Source organism: Sphingopyxis sp. 550A, assembly GCF_053569535.1.
Genome location: NZ_JBSEEH010000002.1, coordinates 12893 through 32817, shown reverse-complemented (window position 1 = coordinate 32817; position 19925 = coordinate 12893). Strand labels below are relative to the sequence as shown.

Genomic DNA, 19925 nt, shown 5'->3' with positions numbered 1-19925 from the left:
CTCCCGATATTATATCTTTATATGTTCGATTCACCAATTCGCGATATTCATTCAATATTCCTATTTCCTATTGTCGTATAGTTTTCTAGCGCCGGTTTGAATTTTCGATTAGAGAACCCCTGAAGTGCGACGTCAAGCCATTTCTGACGCGATGTATACGAAAGTTCAAAGAATTTTGCTGATTCCCATTCAACTGCTTCGTCGAAATCCATTTCGACGGACCGCTCGAATACACGCTTGATCGCGACAGCCGCGTGCCTGTCTTTTGCTGCCAACTCGGTGCTCAGCCTGTCAATCTCGCCGCTCAGATCTGCAACCGGAACCACATGATTGACCAATCCGATCTCCGCCGCCTTGTGACCGTCGAACACCTGCCCCGTCAGGAGGTAATAGAGCGCCACTTTGCGTGGCAAGTGCCGGGCGACCATCCAGGTCAGACCTGCACCGGGGATGACGGCGAAGTTGATTTCCGAAAGGCTGAAACGCGCGTTCGAGGCAGCGACCGACAAATCGCAGAGCCCCGCGACCAAAATGCCTCCGCCCACGCACCAGCCCTGAACCGCCGAGATCGTGATGCCGTTAAAGTGGCGAAGACGCTTCATCCACGACAGCGCCAGATCCATCGTTCGCATGAACATGTCGGAGTCCCCGAAATTCCCAAGCAGGAACTCCTCAAGATCCATGCCTGCGCAGAAGTTGTCACCTCTCCCGACAATAACGATAAGCCGTACATCGCCCCGGCGCTCCACCTCGTCCAGCGCGGAGTGCATGTCGGCATGAACTTGCGGAGACATCGCGTTGCGCTTTTCGGGGCGATTGAACGCGATCGTTGCTCGCGCTCCATCGAAACACAGGTCGACGGTCGGAAAAGTTACGGCGTTCATGTCGTCTCTCCCGTTGCGGCCCGGCCGACCCCGGTCTCTTCGCGTGCCCGCGCTTCATCCGGTTCACCGAAATAGCGATGATTATGCTCACCCAGAGCGGGTGAAGATGCCGTGGAGTCGGGCGTGTATCCGCTGATCTGTATCGGGAGTTCGAATATCACGTCTGACGACGCTATCCCGGCACAGCCCGCTTCCGCCTTTCCGTTCGCCATGGCTTCGGCTACGCTAAGCACGGGAGCGAAACAACAGTCGGCCTTCACCAGCAGGTTGCACCAGTGATCAAGTGGGTGCGACCCAAAGATTCCTGCAAGCTCGGACTTCAGCCAGGCTTGGCGAGTCTCGTCGAACTGGAAGGGCTGCAAGTCGGGCCTCTGCAGCGCCGCACACAGCCTCGCCCAGAACTTGGGTTCACCGGCCCCGACGGTCAGATGGCGATAGTCAGATGTCTGATATATCTGGTAGCAGGCAAAGCTCCCGTCGAGAAGCGAAGGCCCGCCGGCCGACATCGTTAGCGGCCCGATGTTCAGCGGCTTGCAGCATTCGGTCATGGACACGCCGTAGAACCGTCCCCGGCCCGTCCGTTGCCGCTCGACGATGCCGGTCAGCACCGCGATCACGGCGTGAAGAGATCCACCCATGACGTCCGCGATCTGGAAACGCGGCAAAACCGGCCCTCCGGTATCATCACGCAACTGATCCAGAAGCCCCGCGTATGCAAGGTAATTCAGATCGTGGCCCGCGAGATCGCTGAGGGGACCAGACTGACCATAACCGGTAATCGAGACATAGACGAGCGCGGGCTTGATAGCCGAAAGAGTCGCGTAGTCGATTCCAAGCTTCGCTGCTACGCCCGGCCTAAAGCTCTCCAGCACAACATCCGCTTCGCGCACCAGATCGATCAATCTTTCGCGTTCCACTTCCCTTGTCAGATCGAGCGTGACGCTGTGCTTCCCGCGATTGACAGCCCGGAAGAATGCCGATTGCCCGAGCTGCTCATCAGGTGCGGCGTCGAGCGGGCGGCGCGCGTAATCGCCGCCAACAGGATGCTCGACTTTGATTACAATCGCACCAAGATCGACCAGGTATTGCGTGCACATGGGGCCGGGCAGCAACCGAGTCAGGTCGACGACCGTAGTGCCATGCAGCGGCGCCTGCGCCATGGAGTTCATACCGTCCACGGCAGCCGATCCAAATTGTTCCGGAATTCCTGCCGTAGGGCAAACTTGTCGATCTTGCCGGTGACGCCTTTAGGCAAGTCTTCGACCGCCTTGTTGCTGCAGCTCATGAAGACCGCTAGCTCGGTGCCGTTGCTCTCGTCGACCACCGTCTCCGAGACTTCGAAGTCGAGCGCCTCGACGAAGATCTTGGTCGACCCGACGATGTCGGTGCCGTTGAGCGCGCAATGGTCGAAACGCTGCACGCGCATACCGCGCGGCTCGCGATGCCACACATCCGGATTCTTGGTCATCGGCGCCGTGTCCGAAATCTCCATGTCCGCATAGAGATCGAAGACATGCTTGGTCGGCGTCGTGAAACGGATCTTGCGGCCCACGCCCGGATCGGCACCAGCCGGGATCTCCTCGGTGCGAACCCCCATCGCATCGATCCGCTTCTTGAACACGTCGAGATCGCGGTCGCTCGCGACCTTGAAGCCGATCACGTCGAGACCGGGTGTGTCCGCCTCGCGCAGGATGATGCTGTGCCGATCGAATTCGTCGAAGCCGCGGAAGAAGGCGCGGTCGCCTTCGGTCTCGCCAACCTGATCGAGGCCGACGCGGTCACGATAGTGAGGGATCGCCTGCTCCATATCGAGGACCCGCATCTGGACGTATCCGGGCCTCAAGACTCCTGTGACAGCCATGTTCAACTCTCCTAATTTGCTAGCTCGTTCTAGCCGTTGAGGCCCTGTTTTACAAATTCGGTGACGAGGCGATTGAAGCTCGCCGCCCGCTCGATCTGCACCCAATGCCCGCAATTGCCGAAGGCATGCAGATCGGAATTCTTGATCAATTTCACAAGTCTTTCAGAAACTTCGAGCGGAATCACCTGGTCGAGCTTGCCGTGAAGGATCAGCACCTCGTGCGGGATCGCCGCGACATCCTCCTCGTTGCTGCACAGCATCTTGAGGTGGTTCTGGCGCGGTTTCGGGCCGAACGTGGCCGAATAGGGTTCGGCCGCGCCGGGACGCTTGCTGGCCTCGTAGCGAGACTCGATCAGCGACTCGGTGATGCGGCTCGGGTCGGTCGAGAGATAGGCGATCGTCTTGCGCATCATCTCCATCGAAGGCTCGTAGCCCCAGACGTAATCGAGGGCCTCGGTGATCGGGAACTCGACGCCGGCCGCGCCCATCAACACCGCGCGGTCAACGCGGTCGGGATGCGCGATCATGAACGCGATAGCCAGCGCGCCGCCGAAGCTGTTGCCGACCAGCGACGCCTTCTCGATGCCCATCGCATCGAGGAAGCCGGCGAGATGGTCGACCCAGATCTGCCGGTCCTTGATGCCGCCTGCCGGGGCGTCGGTGTAGCCGAAGCCGATCATGTCGGGTGCGTAGACGTGGAAGTCCTTGGCCAACTCGGGCAGGTTGGCGCGCCAGTTCGCCCACGCCGTCACACCGGGACCCGAGCCGTGGATCAGGAGCAGCGGCGGCCCCTCGCCCTGCTCATGATAATTGGTACGAACGCCGTTCACCGAGACGGTCTTGCCGATCTCGGGGATCGTAGCTTGTTTTTCCATTACTGCGTCCGACATGGAGATGACAGGAATTGACCTACAAGGGCGCGCCACCAGGAGGTCGTCTCACGGAATTCGCCGGAAAGGACCGGCTGTGCGCTCTTGTTTTAGTTGCACATAGAGGAACTCCTTACAAGGCGAATCTCGCCGTTCAGGCCCTCGAACACGTCGATAATCAGCGCTTGCGTGCTTCGCAAGCGCCGAGCCTGAAGCCGCGTTTCGACATTTTTCCCGATCTGGCTGATCTACGCTGTCGTTCAACCACTCCAAAAGCGGTTCGGGCCGGGGCGTTATCAGGCGAATCCCGTGCAAACCGTTGTCCTGATGCGGTTGCGGAGGTGGTCGAGTTGGACTAAGGCGCGGGGGGCGGGACCGGGCTGGGGTGCCGGGCTTGAAGTAGAGACAAGAGAGAGGATGAGCGCGATGTCGCAAGTGACCGAGCTGGGTTATATCGGTCTGTCCATATCGACGTTGAGGCGTGGAAGGATTATGCGGCGTCGATCGTCGGCATGGAGATCGTCGACGAGGGTGAGGGCGACCGCATTTATCTGCGGATGGACAAGTGGCATCACCGCCTCACGCTGCACATCGATGGCGGCGACGACCTGGCCTATATCGGCTGGCGGTTGCGGGTCCGTCCGAGTTCAACGAGCTGGTCGAGAAGCTGCGGCTCAACAACCTCGACATTCGCGTGGCGTCGTAGGAGGAATGCGCCGAGCGGCGTGTTCTGGGCCTGGCCAAGACGGTCGATCCGGGCGGCAACCCGACCGAGATCTTCTATGGTCCGCTGGTCGACAACTGGCGTGCGTTCCACCCGGGGCGGCCGATGTTCGGCAAGTTCATGACCGCCAAGGAAGGCATCGGCCACTGAATCTTGCGCCAGGACGACATTCCTGCCGCGGTGCGCTTCTACGAGATGCTCGGCCTCACCGGCTCGGTCGAGTACAAGCTTCCGCTTCCCGGCGGCATGGTGGCGCAGCCTTATTTCATGCACGTCAACGGGCGCCAACATTCGGTGGCGTTCGGCGCTTGGGCCGATGAAGAAGCGGATCAAGATGCTCGAATATACCGATCTCGACGATCTGGGGGTGGCGCACGACATCATCCGCCAGCGCAAGATCGACGTTGCGCTGCAGCTGGGCAAGCATTCGACCGACGAGGCTTTGACCTTCTACTGCGCCAACCGTCGGGCTGGCTGTGGGAGCTGGGCTGGGGTGCCAAGAAGGCGGACAACCAGCAGGAATATTACAGCCGCGACATTTTCGGCCACGGCAACGAGGCCGCCGGCTACGGGATGGACATCGAGCTCTAACCGAGCGTTTGAAGTCTTGGGCGATGGACGCCGGGGTCTTGATGATCCCGGCGTCCCAGCGACGATTGCGAGAAGGATGATATGAGCGAGCTGATTCGCCTGTGCCGAGTGGATGAGGTGAAGGAGGGCGAGCCGGTGGCGGCGCATGTCGCCGGGCTGCCGCCGTTTGCGGTCTATGATGTCGGGGGCACTTATTATGTGACCGACAACATCTGCACGCACGGCAATGCGATGCTGACCGACGGCTATCAGGACGGCGGCACGATCGAATGCCCGTTCCATGGCGGCGCGTTCGACATTGCGAGCGGGGCGGCGACGGTGTTCCCGTGCCAGATCCCGCTCAAGACCTATAGTGTCGAGGTCGACGACGGCTGGATCGCGATCCGGCTGGCATCGCCCGAAGCGGGCGCCTGAAATGGGAGCTGAGATGGGGGCACGGACGGGGTTCGAGGAAGCTGGGGCGCGCGATCTTCACCAGGAGGTTGAGGACTGGTGGCGCGCCATGCCGAGCTGATCGACGAGGACCGTCTGGAGGAATGGCCCGAGCTGTTCACCCAGGAGTGCGTCTACAAGATCATCGCGCGCGAGAATGTCGACCGCGGCCTGCCGATCGCGGCGATCTTCTGCGACAGCCGCAAGATGCTGGTGTGAACCGACAATTTAAGCTGCAATCTGCTTTGAACGCGGAATGCTGCCAACCGACAGATTATGCTGCAGCGGACGAGACTTCACACGCACCGTGATTGCCAGCCCGGGCGCAATTCTCATGATGGTTTTGAAGTCCCGGCCACCAGCTGCTCCAGCGCCTGCACCAGAGGCATTGCCGTGATGCCGTGCGGCTTCGGGTAGGCCATTTCTCCGGGGTAAATCAGCCAGCGCTTCTCGATCTCGAGATCGTCACAGGCAAGGTGAAACCCGCGCTCAACGCTGGGCGCCGTCGACCGCTTCACTTCGATGGCCACTTCGGGAACGCCGCCGGACACGAGGATGAGGTCTATCTCCGCACCATTCGCCGTCCGGTAGAAATGGGCATCGTAGCGATCGCCGACCGCGCCGATGATGTTCTCGATAACCATTCCTTCCCAGCTGGTGCCGGCGACAGGATGGGAAAGAATGTCGTCGAGCTTTTCGAGGCGCAGCAGGGCATGCAACAGCCCGCTGTCGCGAACATAGAGCCTCGGTGCCTTCACCAGTCGTTTGCCGACATTGGCAAACCAGGGATTGAGCCTGCGGACGAGGCCGAGATCACACAGGATGTCGATATAGTTGGCAACGGTCGGTGCCGAGATGGAGAGACTCCCCGCAAGGCCAGAGGCATTGAACAGACCCCCCTGCCCGTGGGCGAGCATCGTCCAGAGCCGGTTGATGGTCGCACTCGGCATGCGAGGAACCATGAAAGGCAGATCGCGTTCAACATAGGTGCGGATCAGGTCGAGCCTGCGGCGGAAGCTTTCGGTGTCGTTGGGCGCGGTCAGGCTCTCGGGAAAGCCGCCGCGCACCCACAACTGGTTGAGATCGTCCAGTCCGGCTGACCGCGCTTCGTCTGCGTCGATCGGACCCATGTCCATATAGGCGACGCGTCCGGCGAGCGACTCCGAACTCTGATTGAGCAGAATTCGGTTTGCCGAGCCGAGCAGCAGGAAATGACCCGCCCCCTCCCCTGCACGGCGGCGCTCGTCGATAACGCCGCGCAATGTCGAAAACAGATCCGGTGCCCGCTGGACCTCGTCAATGACGACAAGCTTGCCAACGCCTATCGTACGTAAATGTCACTTTCGTGCAGTGACCCCCGCTTCTCGCAAGGCTCGAGCGGCACCGTCGGCAACCGGCATATTTTCAGCATTGTCTCGCGGCCTATAAGCCCGAATATACCTGTACGCCGGTTCCCGGTCCGATCACGCTGCCTCCACGCAGCGGATGAGCCGGGTCAGGGTGATGCGCCGGCACGGCTCGGCCGTCGTTCCGCTCTGCGCCAACACGATCTCAACTTCACGCAGCTTGCCGATAATCTCTTCCGGCTTGTGCTTCTTGCTCGGCATTCGTCGTCCCTTTCGTGATCCAGACGGCTCTGTTGCAAAAATCGTGAAGCTTGAGCATGCTTGGCGGAGATTGGACGGACGGAACGATGACGGATTTCAAGTGGCGCCATTTCCAGGGTGATGTGATCCTGTGGGCGGTGCGCTGGTATTGTCGCTATCCGATCAGCTATCGCGACCTTGAGGAAATGCTGGCGGAACGCGGCATTTCGGTCGACCATACGACGATCTATCGCTGGGTCCAGTGCTACGCCCCGGAGATGGAGAAGCGGCTGCGCTGGTTCTGGCGGCGTGGCTTTGATCCGAGCTGGCGCCTGGATGAAACCTACGTCAAGGTGCGGGGCAAGTGGACCTACCTGTACCGGGCAGTCGACAAGCGGGGCGACACGATCGATTTCTACCTGTCGCCGACCCGCAGCGCCAAGGCAGCGAAGCGGTTCCTGGGCAAGGCCCTGCGAGGCCTGAAGCACTGGGAAAAGCCTGCCACGCTCAATACCGACAAAGCGCCGAGCTATGGTGCAGCGATCACCGAATTGAAGCGCGAAGGAAAGCTGGACCGGGAGACGGCCCACCGGCAGGTGAAGTATCTCAATAACGTGATCGAGGCCGATCACGGAAAGCTCAAGATACTGATCAAGCCGGTGCGCGGTTTCAAATCGATCCCCACGGCCTATGCCACGATCAAGGGATTCGAAGTCATGCGAGCCCTGCGCAAAGGACAGGCTCGCCCCTGGTGCCTGCAGCCCGGCATCAGGGGCGAGGTGCGCCTTGTGGAGAGAGCTTTTGGCATTGGGCCCTCGGCGCTGACGGAGGCCATGGGCATGCTCAACCACCATTTCGCAGCAGCCGCCTGATCGGCGCAGAGCGACAGCCTACCTCTGACTGCCGCCAATCTTTGCAACAGAGCCATTACACTTATTCAACGAGTTTCCATCGACCATTCTTGACCTGTACGATCCGCAAGGAGTCGGGGGTCAAGCCAATGTGGTCGGTCTCGTTCATCATCCGGAAATGCCCTGTCACACCCACAAAGGCGTTGCCTTTTTCGATGGCATCGCGAATTTTGGCGGGCTCGATACTGCCACTGCGCCGCACCGCCTCCCGGATGGCGAAGAACGAGTCATGTGCAATACCCGCAATGAAGGAAGGGGCTTCGTTGAATTTGGCGCGGTAGGCCTTCACATAGGACTGCACCACCGGTTGCTGGGGGTCGCTGGCCGGCAATTGATCCCACACAAGGATGGGGCCGTTGGCCATGATCATGTCCTCCGCCGCGCCGGCCGCCAATTTGACGAAAGCGTCCGACGCCAGCGCATGGGTTCCGTAGTGCGGCACGGTGATGCCGAGTTGCTTGTAGTTCTTGGTGGCAATCGCCGCCGGCTCGCCGAAGCCGCAATTGAAGATCGCCTGCAAACCCGGTTCCTGTCGCAGTTTGGTCAGCTGTACGGTCATGTCCGTGTCCTTGGCGTTGTAGGACTCATCGCGCAGAATCTTGACGCCTTTTCCCGGTGCCAATTTCTGCGCGAATGAGAGACAGGATCGACCGAACGCATCGCTACCGGCAATGATGCCGATGCTCTTGATACCGCGACCCAGCATGTGGTCGTACAGACGACTGACTACCATCGCATCGTTGTGGGCCAGTCTGAAAACGAACTTCTTGACAGGGTCGGTGATCACACTGCCACCGGCCAGCGACAGCATGGCGATACCGGCCCGTTCCACCAGCGGGACGGCTGACATCGTCGCGCCTGTCGTAGAGCCGCCAATGATGACGTGAACCTTGTCGTTCTCGATCAGACGCTTGACCAGCGTATTGGCGCGCGATGCATCCGATTCGTCGTCGTAGCCCTGGAACTCGACTTTGCGGCCATCGATGCCGCCAGCGGCGTTGATGGCTTCGACGTACATCTCGACGGTTTTCATGGCACCGCGCCCAGATAAGAAGCAGGGCCAGTGACGGACAGATAGGCACCGATTTTCAACGGCGGCTTGGTTTGAGCTGCCGCCGGCAACAAGACGGACACACACACGACGGCGGTAGCCATCAAACATTTCATGGGGTTGCGTAGTTTCAACATTTTTGTCTCCTAGGGTTACAAGTTTTAAGCAGGGGGAATTTTTAGAGGTGCTTGACGGGGCACTACAAGGTCAAGCAACTTCGAGTTGCCAGGGAAGGGGCACTGCACCGCCAGACAGCCATTTCTTCAACTCGCCTTTCTTCAGCTTGGCGTTGGATGTCTTGGGCAGTTCATCGACAAACACCACATGCTTGGGCGTTTCGGGGCGACTGAGCTTGCCGTGACAAAAATCGATAAGCGCCTGCACCGTCACATCGCGGTGCGAAGGTTTTCGGACGACCACAGCGACTACCGCCTCGCCCCATTCCGGGTGCGGCACGCCGACCACGGCCACCTCCTCCACCGCCGGGTGCTCGACCAGAATCGCCTCGACCGTGGTTGGAAACACATTGACCGCGCCGGTAATGATCAGGAACTTCTGCCGATCCAGCAGATACAGATAGCCGCGCTCGTCGAGCCGCCCGATGTCGTTGGTGCGCAGCCAGCCGTCCGGCATCGCTTCCGCCGTAGCCTCGGGCAGGTTGCGGTAACCCTTCATCATGGTATTGCCACGCAGCCAGATCTCGCCGGATTGACCGATCGGCACTGGCTGGCCCGACTCGTCGCGAATCGAACAGTCGTAGTGAATGCCGATGCGGCCGACCGACTTGAGCAGCTCGATCTCCTCGCGCAACGCATGCTCGTGGTCGGCATCGGTCAGGTAGCTGATCCAGCCGCCGGTGGCTTCTGTCATCGCGTAGGCCTGCAGCAGCTTGATCCCCTTGAAGGTCGCCCTCGCATCACGGATCAATTTGGGCGTGGCGGGCGACGAGCCGTACAGCACCATGCGCAGAGAGGACAGGTCGTAAACTGGATTGGTTTGGATTTCAACAATCGCGCGCTGCAGCATGGTCGGGACGAGCATCCCGACCGTAACGCGAAAACGCTCGATGTCGCGCAGGTAAGCCTGTAATTGGTATCCGCCGTCCGGAATCACGGTCGTCATCCCGTTGCCGAGCCCGAATGCGTTCAGTATCACGACCACCCAGGCCGATGCCGCCGGCATGTACCAGACATCGTCAGGTCCAAAACCAAAAGAAATCAGCGAGTGGAGGATGCAGTTGACACCGCCCTCCTGCGTGAGCATTACGCCCTTGGGTACACCGGTCGTGCCGGAGGTGTAGCTGACAAAAAGGATGTCGTCGGGCGCCAACGCTGGCCAGTGCGGCTCACCCTCGGCTGTCGCCAGCAAGCTTTCGTAGTCGCGCTCCAGACCATGGCCTGCACCATAGCCAATCAGCGTGATGCCCAGTGCCTTGAGCTCGCCCAGCCGCTCGGCGAGCAGATGCCGGCAGCGCGTATCCAACAGCAGGAACTTGACCTCGCTGTCCTTCAGCACGTGCAGCATCTCGGGCCAGACGTACCCTGTATTGAGCCCGACCCGCGGCGCCGCGATCTTCATGCAGGCAAAGAAGTGCTCATACACCTCGATGCTTTCTTGCGTCAGGATGGCCACCGCCTCGCCCGGACGGTGGCCGAGTTGTTGCAAGGCCACGCCGAACCGGTCGGAGCGTTGATCCATCTCGCGCCAGCTACGCGAGCGTTCGCCGCACAGGTAGGCGGTCTTGGTCGGGTAGTTACGCGCACAGCGCTTAACCAGGTCTCTTGCCAACATAACTTGTCTCCTTGGTTTTAAGTTTCACTTGTCGGCCTTATTGCCGTCGTCAAGGGCCGGTCGGAACACCAGACCTTGTCGGTCGAAATGCGCCTGGACCGCCTGACCGACGGCGACCGCCTCGGGCGTGACGCCGTCAAGCCGGCATATCAGTCGCGGCCCCTCGGCCAGCTCGATCAATCCATGCACCAGAGGCACGGGAAATTCGGGCGTGTAGGGCCGACGCGTCACGGTAAAAGAGAGAACAGCCCCGCGGCCAGACGCGGGCCTCCATTGCACGCCGTGATCTCCAGCGACACACCAGGCACGCTGATGCAGACCCAGCGCCCGGCCGGTTTCGGTATGCACGGGAATGCGCAATTCGCCAGCAGCGATGAATGCGAGAAATGCCTCGTCGTAGCGGTGAAAAAAGGTGCTATCCATCAATGGCTCCAGTCAGGCGAGGGTGCGGTGTGGGCTGACCAGTACGCAGGTGTGGTAGTCAAGGCAGCCACCATTGCCGGTCACCAGAATCAAGTCGTTGCGCACGACCTGCCGCGCGCCGCCGGCACCGCGTGCCTGGATCACCGCCTCCGACAGCGGCGTCATGCCCTGCAGGTAAAAGCCCGACAGGTGCCCACCACCGGTATTGACCGGCAACTTGCCGCCGGGCGCGGTGTGGCCCTGCGCGACGAAGGCCCCGCCCTCACCCCGGGGACACAACCCATATGCCTCCAGACCCAGGATGCCGGCGTAAGAAAAAGCGTCGTAAAACTGGCACTGAGTCACATCACTGGCATTCACCCCGGCACTACGGTAAGCGGTCTGGCCGGCCTGGATGGCACCCGTGAAGACCTCTGGATCGTCGCCGCTCAGGCCACTGCGGCCGCGGTGCCCCTGGCCCATGCCGTGGATGAAAACGGGCGGCTGAGGCCCATCAACAGCACGGTCGGCGGAGGTGACGATGAGCGCGACAGCGCCGTTGACCGGGAAGCAGCAGTCGAACACGCGAAACGGCTCCACGACGAAAGGCGATGCGAGGTAGTCGTCCATCGTCATCGGCTTGCGCAGGAAGGCCTGCGGGTTCAGCGCCGCCCATTGCCGGCAAGCAAGCGCATAGGCGCCGAGCTGCTCGGCCGTGCTGCCATAGAGCGCCATGTGACGGCGCGCGGCCAACGCATAGGCGGCGGTGGCCCCCAGGAAGCCTTGCTGGGCCTCCCAACCCTCGACACCGGTCAGCGGCATCGCCAGAGCAAAGGCATCACCCCCACCTGCCCCCGATCCTTTGAGCGGGGTGTCGGCAAACACACAGGCCACCGACTTGACCAGTCCTTCACGCACCGCCATCGCTGCATACTGCACCATCTGCACCGCTGTCGAGCCCTCGGAATCCATCGCAGCCAGCAGCCCCAGGTCGCGCAGCCCAAGGTCGTTTTGCAGACGCAAGGGCAACTCTTCAGGCTCTGCTGCCGGGCTTTTGTTGAGCAACAAGCCATCGATGTCTTGCAGGCGCAGACCCGCATCAGCGGCAGCGGCGGCCACCGCAGTGGCCGCCAACTCGCGGATCGTGCCGACGGGCTGGCGTGACATCGCACTGAAACCCAGCCCGGCAATCGCGGCTCTGGCCCTGGTCTTTTTCTTCACTCGCGTGACCATGGTGCGCGTCAGATGATGAATGCCAGACTGGGAACAGCCTCGTCCCCATGGATCAGCACCACTTTCTTGAAGAACATGCCCAGCGAGCCATCCGCTCGGCGGCGCAGATGGTGCTCCACCCGCCCCGGCCAAACTTCTATCTGACCTGTCGATGAGCGCCGCAATTCGTAAAGCACAAAGTTCGACAGTACGCGGTAGCCGCCCTGCGCATGATGCTCTACCTCAATGTTGCTGACGATCCGCCGCATCGACGACACCGGCAGTTGGGCATGGCGCTTGCCTGTCATCAACTGCGCGATGCGGACGCGCAAGCGGGAACGGTTGTCCGCGGTAATCGACACATGTTTGTTCATGTCGTAATCACCCTCGCCGCGCGGAACCCAATAGGTCATGTCGTCCTCAACCAACGCCTCCCATTCGGCGTAACGCGATTCGTCAGCCAGGCGCGCCTCTCGGTACAAAAAGTCGCAGACTTCGCGGTGCTCTTCCAGCCCGATCACGTCAGTCTTTTGCTTGGTGCCGACAGCGGCTGTGATGCTTGTCATGATGTATCTCCTTGCGCGTCCTGCTCGCAGGACGCTTTTTTAAACACGAAATTTCAGTGAATCCGCCGCCCCCGAAGGGGGGCGGATGAGGTGGTGATCAATACGCTCAAACAGGGGACGGCGAAGGGGCTGTCATCACCTTTTTGTAGTGCTGCCAAAAGCCGCGGTTGGTACACTCGTCGGTCACGTGCCCCACCACCACGCCCATCTCATCGACATGCTCTCGGTTCAGACCGCGCGACACGTCCAGCCAGTCGGCACGGTCGCGCAAGGCGATTTGCTGGCGCTCCGAAATCACGCTGTCGTCGGCAAGCAGGAAGCCCGAGGGGCCCATCGCCGCTTCGGAGTTGCGGATAATGCGCTGGTTGACTTCGTCAGGAGCGCCTTCAAGCAGCATCGGGGTGTGCCATTGCACGCACTCATGGGCGTTGATTGGCAGAAAAATGATGATGTTCATCTCGCCGAGGAACAGGTTAGGGAAGATCGCGGCGTGGGGCGGGCCATCTCGCAGAATGTTGTCGCCCTTTTCCTCGCCGTAGGCGGCCTTCATCTGCGCGATGTACTCCGGAAAACGATTCGGCGTGGTGTTGAACCACTTGAGATACTCGGTGTAGGTCGGGGAGAGATACGATTCTGTATGCCCGTTACCCCAATCCTTGGCTTGGGAGCGCAGGCTGTCTTCTGCAGCAATCGCGGCGCTGTCATAGTGCGAATCGATCACTTGGGCAAAGGAAGCATGCACGTCGTTGACGTGGTAGCCGTCCGTGTCGTTCTCGGGCAGCATCTTCCAGTTGGCACCGAAACGCTGCTTGGTCCAGCCCGCCGTGAGCTGAAGGCGACCGGTGGGCGACATGTCGCAGGCGCGGTCGATCAGGATTTTTCCTCGCCCCAGTTGTTCCATCAAGGGTGGCGCCGAAGCATTGAAGGTGGCGAACACGAAGCCACGATAGACTTCAGTGCGCAAGGGCTGCAGCTTCAGCTCCGACTTGTCCTTGTCAAACCCGCCGGGATAGGGAACGTCCTTCAGGTTTCCGGCCAAATCATAGACCCATCCGTGGTAGGTGCAGGTGAAGTATTTTTCCTTGCCATGGTTGGCGATGCACATCATGTTGCCGCGATGCGCGCAACGGTTGGCGATGACGGCGATGGAGCTATCGCGCTGGCGCACCATCAAGACCTCTTCTCGGCCCAGCGTGCGGCGCACGTATTCGCCGGCCGTTGGCACTTCGGAGTCGTGACCAACGAAGACCCAGCCGTCGTAGAATATTTTCTTCATTTCGAGCTCGAATATCGACTCGTTCGCGTACAAGCTGCCGTGAATACGGTCTCGCTCTATCAAGGCACCGACATCAACGTCAGGAGCCTTGCGTGTGATGGTGATCGTTTGTGTACTTGCCATTTTGATTCTCCATAAAAATAGTGTAAAAACTGGCGCTGAAAGTATTTCCTTCCCGGGCCGCGCGCCAGCTAGCGTCCGAGATCCTTGGCGCTCACCCCGGCAATGCCCCAGTTCTCCTTGGGCACGTCCTGGATCCAGACTCTGACGTTTTCCTTGGGCGCGCCGACAGCGTCAACCAGCGCCTGCGTGACCTTTTCGATCACCGCGCGTTTTTGCTCTTCGGTGCGACCTTCAATCATGTCAGATCGACTTGTACCAGCTCGAAGTTCAGGCCCGCCTCGCGCAAGGCGATGTGCGGGGACAGGGAGCAGGCGCCAGGGCTGTAGTAAAGCTTCATTCAAAAACTCCTGTGTGGGTCAGCTTGTTGTTTATGCTTTGTTGCGCACCGACTTATGGCCCCACATGCTCGGGCTATCGTGCCGTGCCACCACCCAGGAGCGGTCAACGGTGCGGGCGCCCCAGCCGTACTCGACCTCGACTCCGGACGGGGTCGCTGCATAGAACGACACCATATGGTCATTGGTGTGGCACCCCAGCGTGGAGGTGATCAAGCCGTCAGCGTCAACCCGGTCAAACGCAAAACCGACGTCATTGAGCGACGAGACTTCGAGCATGAAGTGGTGAATGCGCTTGGGCAGCGGAAAAGCTGCGATCGCGAGGGTGTGGTGGCGTTCGTTACAGTGCAGAAAATACGCCGGAATCGTCACGTCCGGTCCCATTTTCATGTCGATGACGTCCGACAACTGGAAGCCGAGCACCTGGGTATAAAACGCCAGCGCCTTGTCCGAATCCGGCACGCAGCGCACAAAATGACCCAGCCCCTGCTCGCCGGTCAGAAAACCCGACACCGCCGCGCCGGGCATGAACGGTTTTTCGAACACCTCGCTGGCGCCATAATAAATTTCCAGTGGCAGACCAAACGGATCGGCAAACGAAATCAAGCCCATCACGCCGCGCCGCTTGGCCAGTTCGACATCGCCCGTGACCACTTCGATTCCGGCCTGCCGCAGTTTTTCTGTCATCTGCGTCAGACCCGCTGCATCGGCCACCTCGTAGCCAGCGTAGGCCAAATCGTCTGCCTCGCCCTGCTGGACGGCAATCCGCCAGGCGCGCGAATCGATGCGAAACAAGGCGCCGTCATCGGTGACGCCTGCTTCCATCAAGCCCAATTTCTGGGCCAGGAAAGAACGCCAGGCGGGCACATCCTTGACCGCGAATCCCATGTAACCCAAGCTTTTGATACTCATTTTGAAGTTCTCGCATTCATTGTATTTTTCACTTGGTCATTACAGAAGATTTCGCCACACTTCAGCATGGACCGAATCAAGGCTCAGCAACGTGTGTCTCGTCATAATCTCGATAATATAATCGACATTCGACATTTTTACGATAGGGAAAAACCCTAGGTGTCGAGTTCCGTGCGATTATGTACCCCGTCGCAGCTGGCCGTTGTTTCGGGCCCGTGCTGTTTTGGCGGGCCTTCTGGCCTCTGGTACTGAGGAGAACGCATCATGAGTATGGTCCATCCGATGGCACGCACTACCCCACGCACGCGTGCTGAGATTCATGAATCCCAGGCCGGGCTCTGTTGCAAAAATCGTGAAGCTTGAGCATGCTTGGCGGAGATTGGACGGACGGAACGATGACGGATTTCAAGTGGCGCCATTTCCAGGGTGATGTGATCCTGTGGGCGGTGCGCTGGTATTGTCGCTATCCGATCAGCTATCGCGACCTTGAGGAAATGCTGGCGGAACGCGGCATTTCGGTCGACCATACGACGATCTATCGCTGGGTCCAGTGCTACGCCCCGGAGATGGAGAAGCGGCTGCGCTGGTTCTGGCGGCGTGGCTTTGATCCGAGCTGGCGCCTGGATGAAACCTACGTCAAGGTGCGGGGCAAGTGGACCTACCTGTACCGGGCAGTCGACAAGCGGGGCGACACGATCGATTTCTACCTGTCGCCGACCCGCAGCGCCAAGGCAGCGAAGCGGTTCCTGGGCAAGGCCCTGCGAGGCCTGAAGCACTGGGAAAAGCCTGCCACGCTCAATACCGACAAAGCGCCGAGCTATGGTGCAGCGATCACCGAATTGAAGCGCGAAGGAAAGCTGGACCGGGAGACGGCCCACCGGCAGGTGAAGTATCTCAATAACGTGATCGAGGCCGATCACGGAAAGCTCAAGATACTGATCAAGCCGGTGCGCGGTTTCAAATCGATCCCCACGGCCTATGCCACGATCAAGGGATTCGAAGTCATGCGAGCCCTGCGCAAAGGACAGGCTCGCCCCTGGTGCCTGCAGCCCGGCATCAGGGGCGAGGTGCGCCTTGTGGAGAGAGCTTTTGGCATTGGGCCCTCGGCGCTGACGGAGGCCATGGGCATGCTCAACCACCATTTCGCAGCAGCCGCCTGATCGGCGCAGAGCGACAGCCTACCTCTGACTGCCGCCAATCTTTGCAACAGAGCCATGGCGTGGAATATGGGCTGCATTGCCTGCTGTGGCTGGCAAGGCCACAAGCAGGCTTTGCGAGCAGCCGCGATCTCGCGGATCTGCAAGGCGTCTCACCCTCCTTCCTGGCGAAGATCTTCCCAAAGTTGGAAAAAGCGGGCGTCGTGACGGCTTCCGACGGGGTCCATGGCGGCTATCGTCTGGCGCGGCCCGCCGGCGAGATCAGCGTGCTGGATGTGGTCGACGCCATCGAAGGTCCAAAGCCGCTGTTCGATTGCCAAGAGGTTCGCGGCAAATGTGCGGTGTTTGGCAGCGCGAAACCCGATTGGTCGACGCATGGCGTTTGCGCCGTTCATTCCGTCATGATCCGTGCCGAGCAGGCCATGCGCGCCGAACTCGCGAAAACGGGCTCTGTTGCAAAAATCGTGAAGCTTGAGCATGCTTGGCGGAGATTGGACGGACGGAACGATGACGGATTTCAAGTGGCGCCATTTCCAGGGTGATGTGATCCTGTGGGCGGTGCGCTGGTATTGTCGCTATCCGATCAGCTATCGCGACCTTGAGGAAATGCTGGCGGAACGCGGCATTTCGGTCGACCATACGACGATCTATCGCTGGGTCCAGTGCTACGCCCCGGAGATGGAGAAGCGGCTGCGCTGGTTCTGGCGGCGTGGCTTTGATCCGAGCTGGCGCCTGGATGAAACCTACGTCAAGGTGCGGGGCAAGTGGACCTACCTGTACCGGGCAGTCGACAAGCGGGGCGACACGATCGATTTCTACCTGTCGCCGACCCGCAGCGCCAAGGCAGCGAAGCGGTTCCTGGGCAAGGCCCTGCGAGGCCTGAAGCACTGGGAAAAGCCTGCCACGCTCAATACCGACAAAGCGCCGAGCTATGGTGCAGCGATCACCGAATTGAAGCGCGAAGGAAAGCTGGACCGGGAGACGGCCCACCGGCAGGTGAAGTATCTCAATAACGTGATCGAGGCCGATCACGGAAAGCTCAAGATACTGATCAAGCCGGTGCGCGGTTTCAAATCGATCCCCACGGCCTATGCCACGATCAAGGGATTCGAAGTCATGCGAGCCCTGCGCAAAGGACAGGCTCGCCCCTGGTGCCTGCAGCCCGGCATCAGGGGCGAGGTGCGCCTTGTGGAGAGAGCTTTTGGCATTGGGCCCTCGGCGCTGACGGAGGCCATGGGCATGCTCAACCACCATTTCGCAGCAGCCGCCTGATCGGCGCAGAGCGACAGCCTACCTCTGACTGCCGCCAATCTTTGCAACAGAGCCATCAGTCCTGAGGCCGCTCATGCCGCCGTCGGCGCCGCCCTCCGGGCCGGCGCCGACGAAGGTTGTGCGGTGGTGGCGGCCGTGGTCGACGCAGCAGGCGAGCTTGTCGCCTTCGTGCGGGCCACGGGCGCGCCGTTTCATTCGAGCGACATCGCTCGGGACAAGGCGTATACGGCCGCGAGCTTCAAGATGCCGACCGCGGACATCCCGGGCATCGTTTCGGGCAGCGACGCACTTCGCGACGGCATCACGCGGCGCAGGAACATGGTGATGTTCGGCGGAGGACTCCCGATCGTCGTCGACGGCGAGATCGTCGGCGGCATCGGCGTATCGGGCGGCAGCGAGGCGATGGACACGGCTTATGCCAATGCCGGCCTTGCCGCGATCGGCGCCAAACGGTTCGACTGAAGTTTCGAATTAACGGAGAAAGAAGATGGCGCGAGGCGACGAGCCCTTGCCGACGGTGACGGCGGAAGTTTTGAATTATATCGACGGCGCCTATCGCAAGGGCAGCGAAGGCAAGAGCTTCGTCAACATCGACCCGGCGACCGGCAAGGAGATCGGCCGCGTCTATGAGGCGAGCAGGGAGGACGTCGACGCTGCCGTTCAGGCCGCCAAGCGCGCCTTGAAGGGCCCGTGGGGCAAGATGACGATTCCCGAGCGAGTCAAGCTGATCATCAAGGTCGCCGACGAGATCGAGCGCCGCTTCGACGATTTCCTCGCGGCCGAGGTCGCCGACACCGGCAAGCCGATCTCGATCGCCTCGCACATCGACATTCCGCGCGGCGCCGCCAATTTCCGCATGTTCGCGGACGTCGTCTCGACGACCCCCACCGAATCGTTCATGACCCCGACTCCCGACGGGTCGAAGGCGCTGAACTATGCGGTGCGCAAGCCCAAGGGCGTGGTTGCGGTGGTCTGCCCGTGGAACTTCCCGTTGCTGCTGATGACCTGGAAGGTCGGCCCCGCGCTCGCGTGCGGCAACACCGTCGTCGTCAAGCCGTCCGAGGAAACGCCGCGCACCGCGGCGCTGCTCGGCGAGGTGATGGACGCGGTCGGCATGCCAAAGGGCGTGTTCAACGTCGTCCACGGCTTCGGCCCGGATTCGGCCGGTGAGTTCCTGACCAGCCACAAGGACGTCGATGCGATCACCTTCACCGGCGAGACCGGCACCGGCACGGCGATCATGAAGCAGGCCGCGGTTGGCCTGCGCGACATTTCGTTCGAGCTCGGCGGCAAGAACCCGGCGATCGTGTTCGCCGATTGCGACATCGACAAGGCGATCGAGGGTGTTGCTCGCGCCACCTTCCTCAACACCGGCCAGGTGTGCCTCGGGACCGAGCGCATCTTCGTCGAGCGGTCGATCTTCGACAAGTTCGTCGAGCGGCTTGCCGCGGCGGCGCAGGCGTTCGAGCCCGGCGATCCGAAGCATCCCCAATATATGGGCCCGCTGATCAGCGACGAGCATCGCTCGAAGGTGCTCGGCTATTACCAGCGCGCGGTCGACGAAGGCGCGACCGTCGTGACCGGCGGCGGCGTTCCGAAGAACGTTGACGGCGGTTTCTACGTCGAGCCGACGATCTGGACCGGCCTTGCTCCCGATTCCACGGTTATGCGCGAGGAAGTATTCGGCCCGTGCTGCGGCGTCATTCCATTCGACACCGAGGAAGAAGCCATTGCGATGGCCAACGACACGCCCTACGGGCTCAGCGCGACGATCTGGACGCAGGATCTTTCCCGCGCCCATCGCGTGTCGGCCGAGATGGAGGTCGGCATCTGCTGGGTGAACTGCTGGTTCCTGCGTGACCTGCGCACCGCCTTCGGCGGCGCCGGGCAATCCGGCATCGGCCGTGAAGGCGGGGTGCACAGCCTCGAATTCTACACCGAGATCGAAAACATCTGCGTGAAGTTGTGAG

General features: G+C 60.8%; 22 protein-coding genes and 4 pseudogenes. 10 read left to right on the top strand and 16 right to left on the bottom strand.

The annotated features are described in order from the left end of the window. Window positions 1–47: 47 nt before the first annotated feature. Genes ACVENA_RS22815 through ACVENA_RS22800 form a run of 4 tightly spaced genes read right to left on the bottom strand, consistent with a single transcriptional unit; the run spans window position 48 to window position 3620 of the window. A complete protein-coding gene (locus ACVENA_RS22815) occupies window positions 48–884 on the bottom strand; it encodes an enoyl-CoA hydratase-related protein (RefSeq protein ID WP_208634559.1) in 837 nt (278 codons plus the stop codon). Next, entirely contained in the window at window positions 881–2053 is a 1173-nt protein-coding gene (locus ACVENA_RS22810) for a CaiB/BaiF CoA transferase family protein (RefSeq protein ID WP_226949247.1), read from the bottom strand. Before ACVENA_RS22810 ends, ACVENA_RS22815 begins: the two co-directional genes overlap by 4 nt. Beyond that, the gene (locus ACVENA_RS22805; protein WP_212599159.1) at window positions 2050–2745 is read right to left on the bottom strand and encodes a hypothetical protein; all 696 of its coding nucleotides are present in this window, start codon (window positions 2743–2745) and stop codon (window positions 2050–2052) included. Before ACVENA_RS22805 ends, ACVENA_RS22810 begins: the two co-directional genes overlap by 4 nt. 29 nt (window positions 2746–2774) lie before the next feature. Then, window positions 2775–3620, bottom strand: coding sequence for an alpha/beta fold hydrolase (locus tag ACVENA_RS22800; protein ID WP_226870502.1), 846 nt, complete (start codon window positions 3618–3620; stop codon window positions 2775–2777). A gap of 29 nt (window positions 3621–3649) precedes the next feature. Here ACVENA_RS22800 and ACVENA_RS22795 point away from each other — a divergent pair, with 29 nt between their 5' ends. From ACVENA_RS22795 to ACVENA_RS22780, 4 genes and pseudogenes are all read left to right on the top strand, one after another. Next, window positions 3650–3973: a hypothetical protein gene (locus ACVENA_RS22795; protein ID WP_208634563.1), complete on the top strand. Its 324-nt coding sequence runs from the start codon at window positions 3650–3652 to the stop codon at window positions 3971–3973. 67 nt (window positions 3974–4040) lie between these two features. After that, window positions 4041–4929 (top strand): annotated as a pseudogene (locus ACVENA_RS22790) (VOC family protein). An 81-nt stretch (window positions 4930–5010) separates the two neighbouring features. Next, a complete protein-coding gene (locus tag ACVENA_RS22785) occupies window positions 5011–5343 on the top strand; it encodes a non-heme iron oxygenase ferredoxin subunit (protein WP_185210326.1) in 333 nt (110 codons plus the stop codon). A gap of 75 nt (window positions 5344–5418) precedes the next feature. Then, a pseudogene (locus ACVENA_RS22780) lies at window positions 5419–5574 on the top strand (anthranilate 1,2-dioxygenase); the annotation flags it as partial. A 119-nt stretch (window positions 5575–5693) separates the two neighbouring features. Here ACVENA_RS22780 and ACVENA_RS22775 read toward each other — a convergent pair. Continuing rightward, window positions 5694–6662 (bottom strand): ATP-binding protein, encoded by a 969-nt coding sequence (locus tag ACVENA_RS22775; RefSeq protein WP_276516480.1) that lies wholly within the window; start codon window positions 6660–6662, stop codon window positions 5694–5696. A 192-nt stretch (window positions 6663–6854) separates the two neighbouring features. Then, window positions 6855–6968: pseudogene (locus ACVENA_RS22770) on the bottom strand (IS3 family transposase); the annotation flags it as partial. Window positions 6969–7054: 86 nt separating this feature from the next. Here ACVENA_RS22770 and ACVENA_RS22765 point away from each other — a divergent pair. Further along, window positions 7055–7819 carry an IS6-like element IS6100 family transposase gene (locus ACVENA_RS22765; protein WP_001389365.1) on the top strand — a complete coding sequence of 255 codons (765 nt, stop codon included), beginning with the start codon at window positions 7055–7057 and terminating at the stop codon, window positions 7817–7819. Window positions 7820–7880: 61 nt separating this feature from the next. Here ACVENA_RS22765 and ACVENA_RS22760 read toward each other — a convergent pair whose 3' ends face one another. From ACVENA_RS22760 to bphC, 10 genes and pseudogenes are all read right to left on the bottom strand, one after another. After that, complete coding sequence (locus tag ACVENA_RS22760) at window positions 7881–8891, bottom strand: ABC transporter substrate-binding protein (protein ID WP_208634564.1); 1011 nt, start codon at window positions 8889–8891, stop codon at window positions 7881–7883. Further along, entirely contained in the window at window positions 8888–9046 is a 159-nt protein-coding gene (locus ACVENA_RS22755) for a hypothetical protein (protein ID WP_208634565.1), read from the bottom strand. The genes ACVENA_RS22760 and ACVENA_RS22755 overlap by 4 nt, the downstream gene beginning before the upstream one ends. 70 nt (window positions 9047–9116) lie before the next feature. Then, complete coding sequence (locus ACVENA_RS22750; RefSeq protein ID WP_449328996.1) at window positions 9117–10700, bottom strand: class I adenylate-forming enzyme family protein; 1584 nt, start codon at window positions 10698–10700, stop codon at window positions 9117–9119. Window positions 10701–10724: 24 nt separating this feature from the next. Beyond that, window positions 10725–11123, bottom strand: a complete 399-nt coding sequence (locus tag ACVENA_RS22745) for a Zn-ribbon domain-containing OB-fold protein (RefSeq protein ID WP_208634567.1) — start codon at window positions 11121–11123, stop codon at window positions 10725–10727. Between the two features lie 12 nt (window positions 11124–11135). Further along, a complete protein-coding gene (locus ACVENA_RS22740) occupies window positions 11136–12323 on the bottom strand; it encodes a thiolase C-terminal domain-containing protein (RefSeq protein ID WP_226949243.1) in 1188 nt (395 codons plus the stop codon). 20 nt (window positions 12324–12343) lie between these two features. Continuing rightward, window positions 12344–12880, bottom strand: coding sequence for an aromatic-ring-hydroxylating dioxygenase subunit beta (locus ACVENA_RS22735; RefSeq protein WP_208634569.1), 537 nt, complete (start codon window positions 12878–12880; stop codon window positions 12344–12346). A gap of 106 nt (window positions 12881–12986) precedes the next feature. Then, window positions 12987–14279, bottom strand: coding sequence for an aromatic ring-hydroxylating oxygenase subunit alpha (locus tag ACVENA_RS22730; protein ID WP_449328995.1), 1293 nt, complete (start codon window positions 14277–14279; stop codon window positions 12987–12989). Between the two features lie 68 nt (window positions 14280–14347). Beyond that, on the bottom strand, window positions 14348–14518 hold the full coding sequence (locus ACVENA_RS22725) for a 2-hydroxymuconate tautomerase (protein WP_208634571.1): 171 nt from the start codon (window positions 14516–14518) through the stop codon (window positions 14348–14350). Between the two features lie 2 nt (window positions 14519–14520). Continuing rightward, a pseudogene (locus ACVENA_RS22720) lies at window positions 14521–14616 on the bottom strand (glutathione transferase GstA); the annotation flags it as partial. 31 nt (window positions 14617–14647) lie between these two features. After that, the gene (bphC, locus tag ACVENA_RS22715; protein WP_208634572.1) at window positions 14648–15526 is read right to left on the bottom strand and encodes a biphenyl-2,3-diol 1,2-dioxygenase; all 879 of its coding nucleotides are present in this window, start codon (window positions 15524–15526) and stop codon (window positions 14648–14650) included. A 395-nt stretch (window positions 15527–15921) separates the two neighbouring features. Between bphC and ACVENA_RS22710 the strand changes: the two genes are divergently transcribed. The 5 genes from ACVENA_RS22710 to ACVENA_RS22690 are packed head-to-tail and all read left to right on the top strand — an operon-like array spanning window position 15922 to window position 19924. Continuing rightward, window positions 15922–16686 (top strand): IS6-like element IS6100 family transposase, encoded by a 765-nt coding sequence (locus ACVENA_RS22710; protein WP_001389365.1) that lies wholly within the window; start codon window positions 15922–15924, stop codon window positions 16684–16686. A gap of 59 nt (window positions 16687–16745) precedes the next feature. Beyond that, window positions 16746–17225 (top strand): RrF2 family transcriptional regulator, encoded by a 480-nt coding sequence (locus tag ACVENA_RS22705; protein ID WP_449328994.1) that lies wholly within the window; start codon window positions 16746–16748, stop codon window positions 17223–17225. Continuing rightward, window positions 17191–17955: an IS6-like element IS6100 family transposase gene (locus ACVENA_RS22700; protein WP_001389365.1), complete on the top strand. Its 765-nt coding sequence runs from the start codon at window positions 17191–17193 to the stop codon at window positions 17953–17955. The genes ACVENA_RS22705 and ACVENA_RS22700 overlap by 35 nt, the downstream gene beginning before the upstream one ends. 24 nt (window positions 17956–17979) lie before the next feature. After that, entirely contained in the window at window positions 17980–18417 is a 438-nt protein-coding gene (locus tag ACVENA_RS22695) for a GlcG/HbpS family heme-binding protein (protein ID WP_449329000.1), read from the top strand. A 25-nt stretch (window positions 18418–18442) separates the two neighbouring features. Beyond that, window positions 18443–19924 carry a 2-hydroxymuconic semialdehyde dehydrogenase gene (locus ACVENA_RS22690; RefSeq protein ID WP_208634578.1) on the top strand — a complete coding sequence of 494 codons (1482 nt, stop codon included), beginning with the start codon at window positions 18443–18445 and terminating at the stop codon, window positions 19922–19924. Window position 19925: the final 1 nt, after the last annotated feature.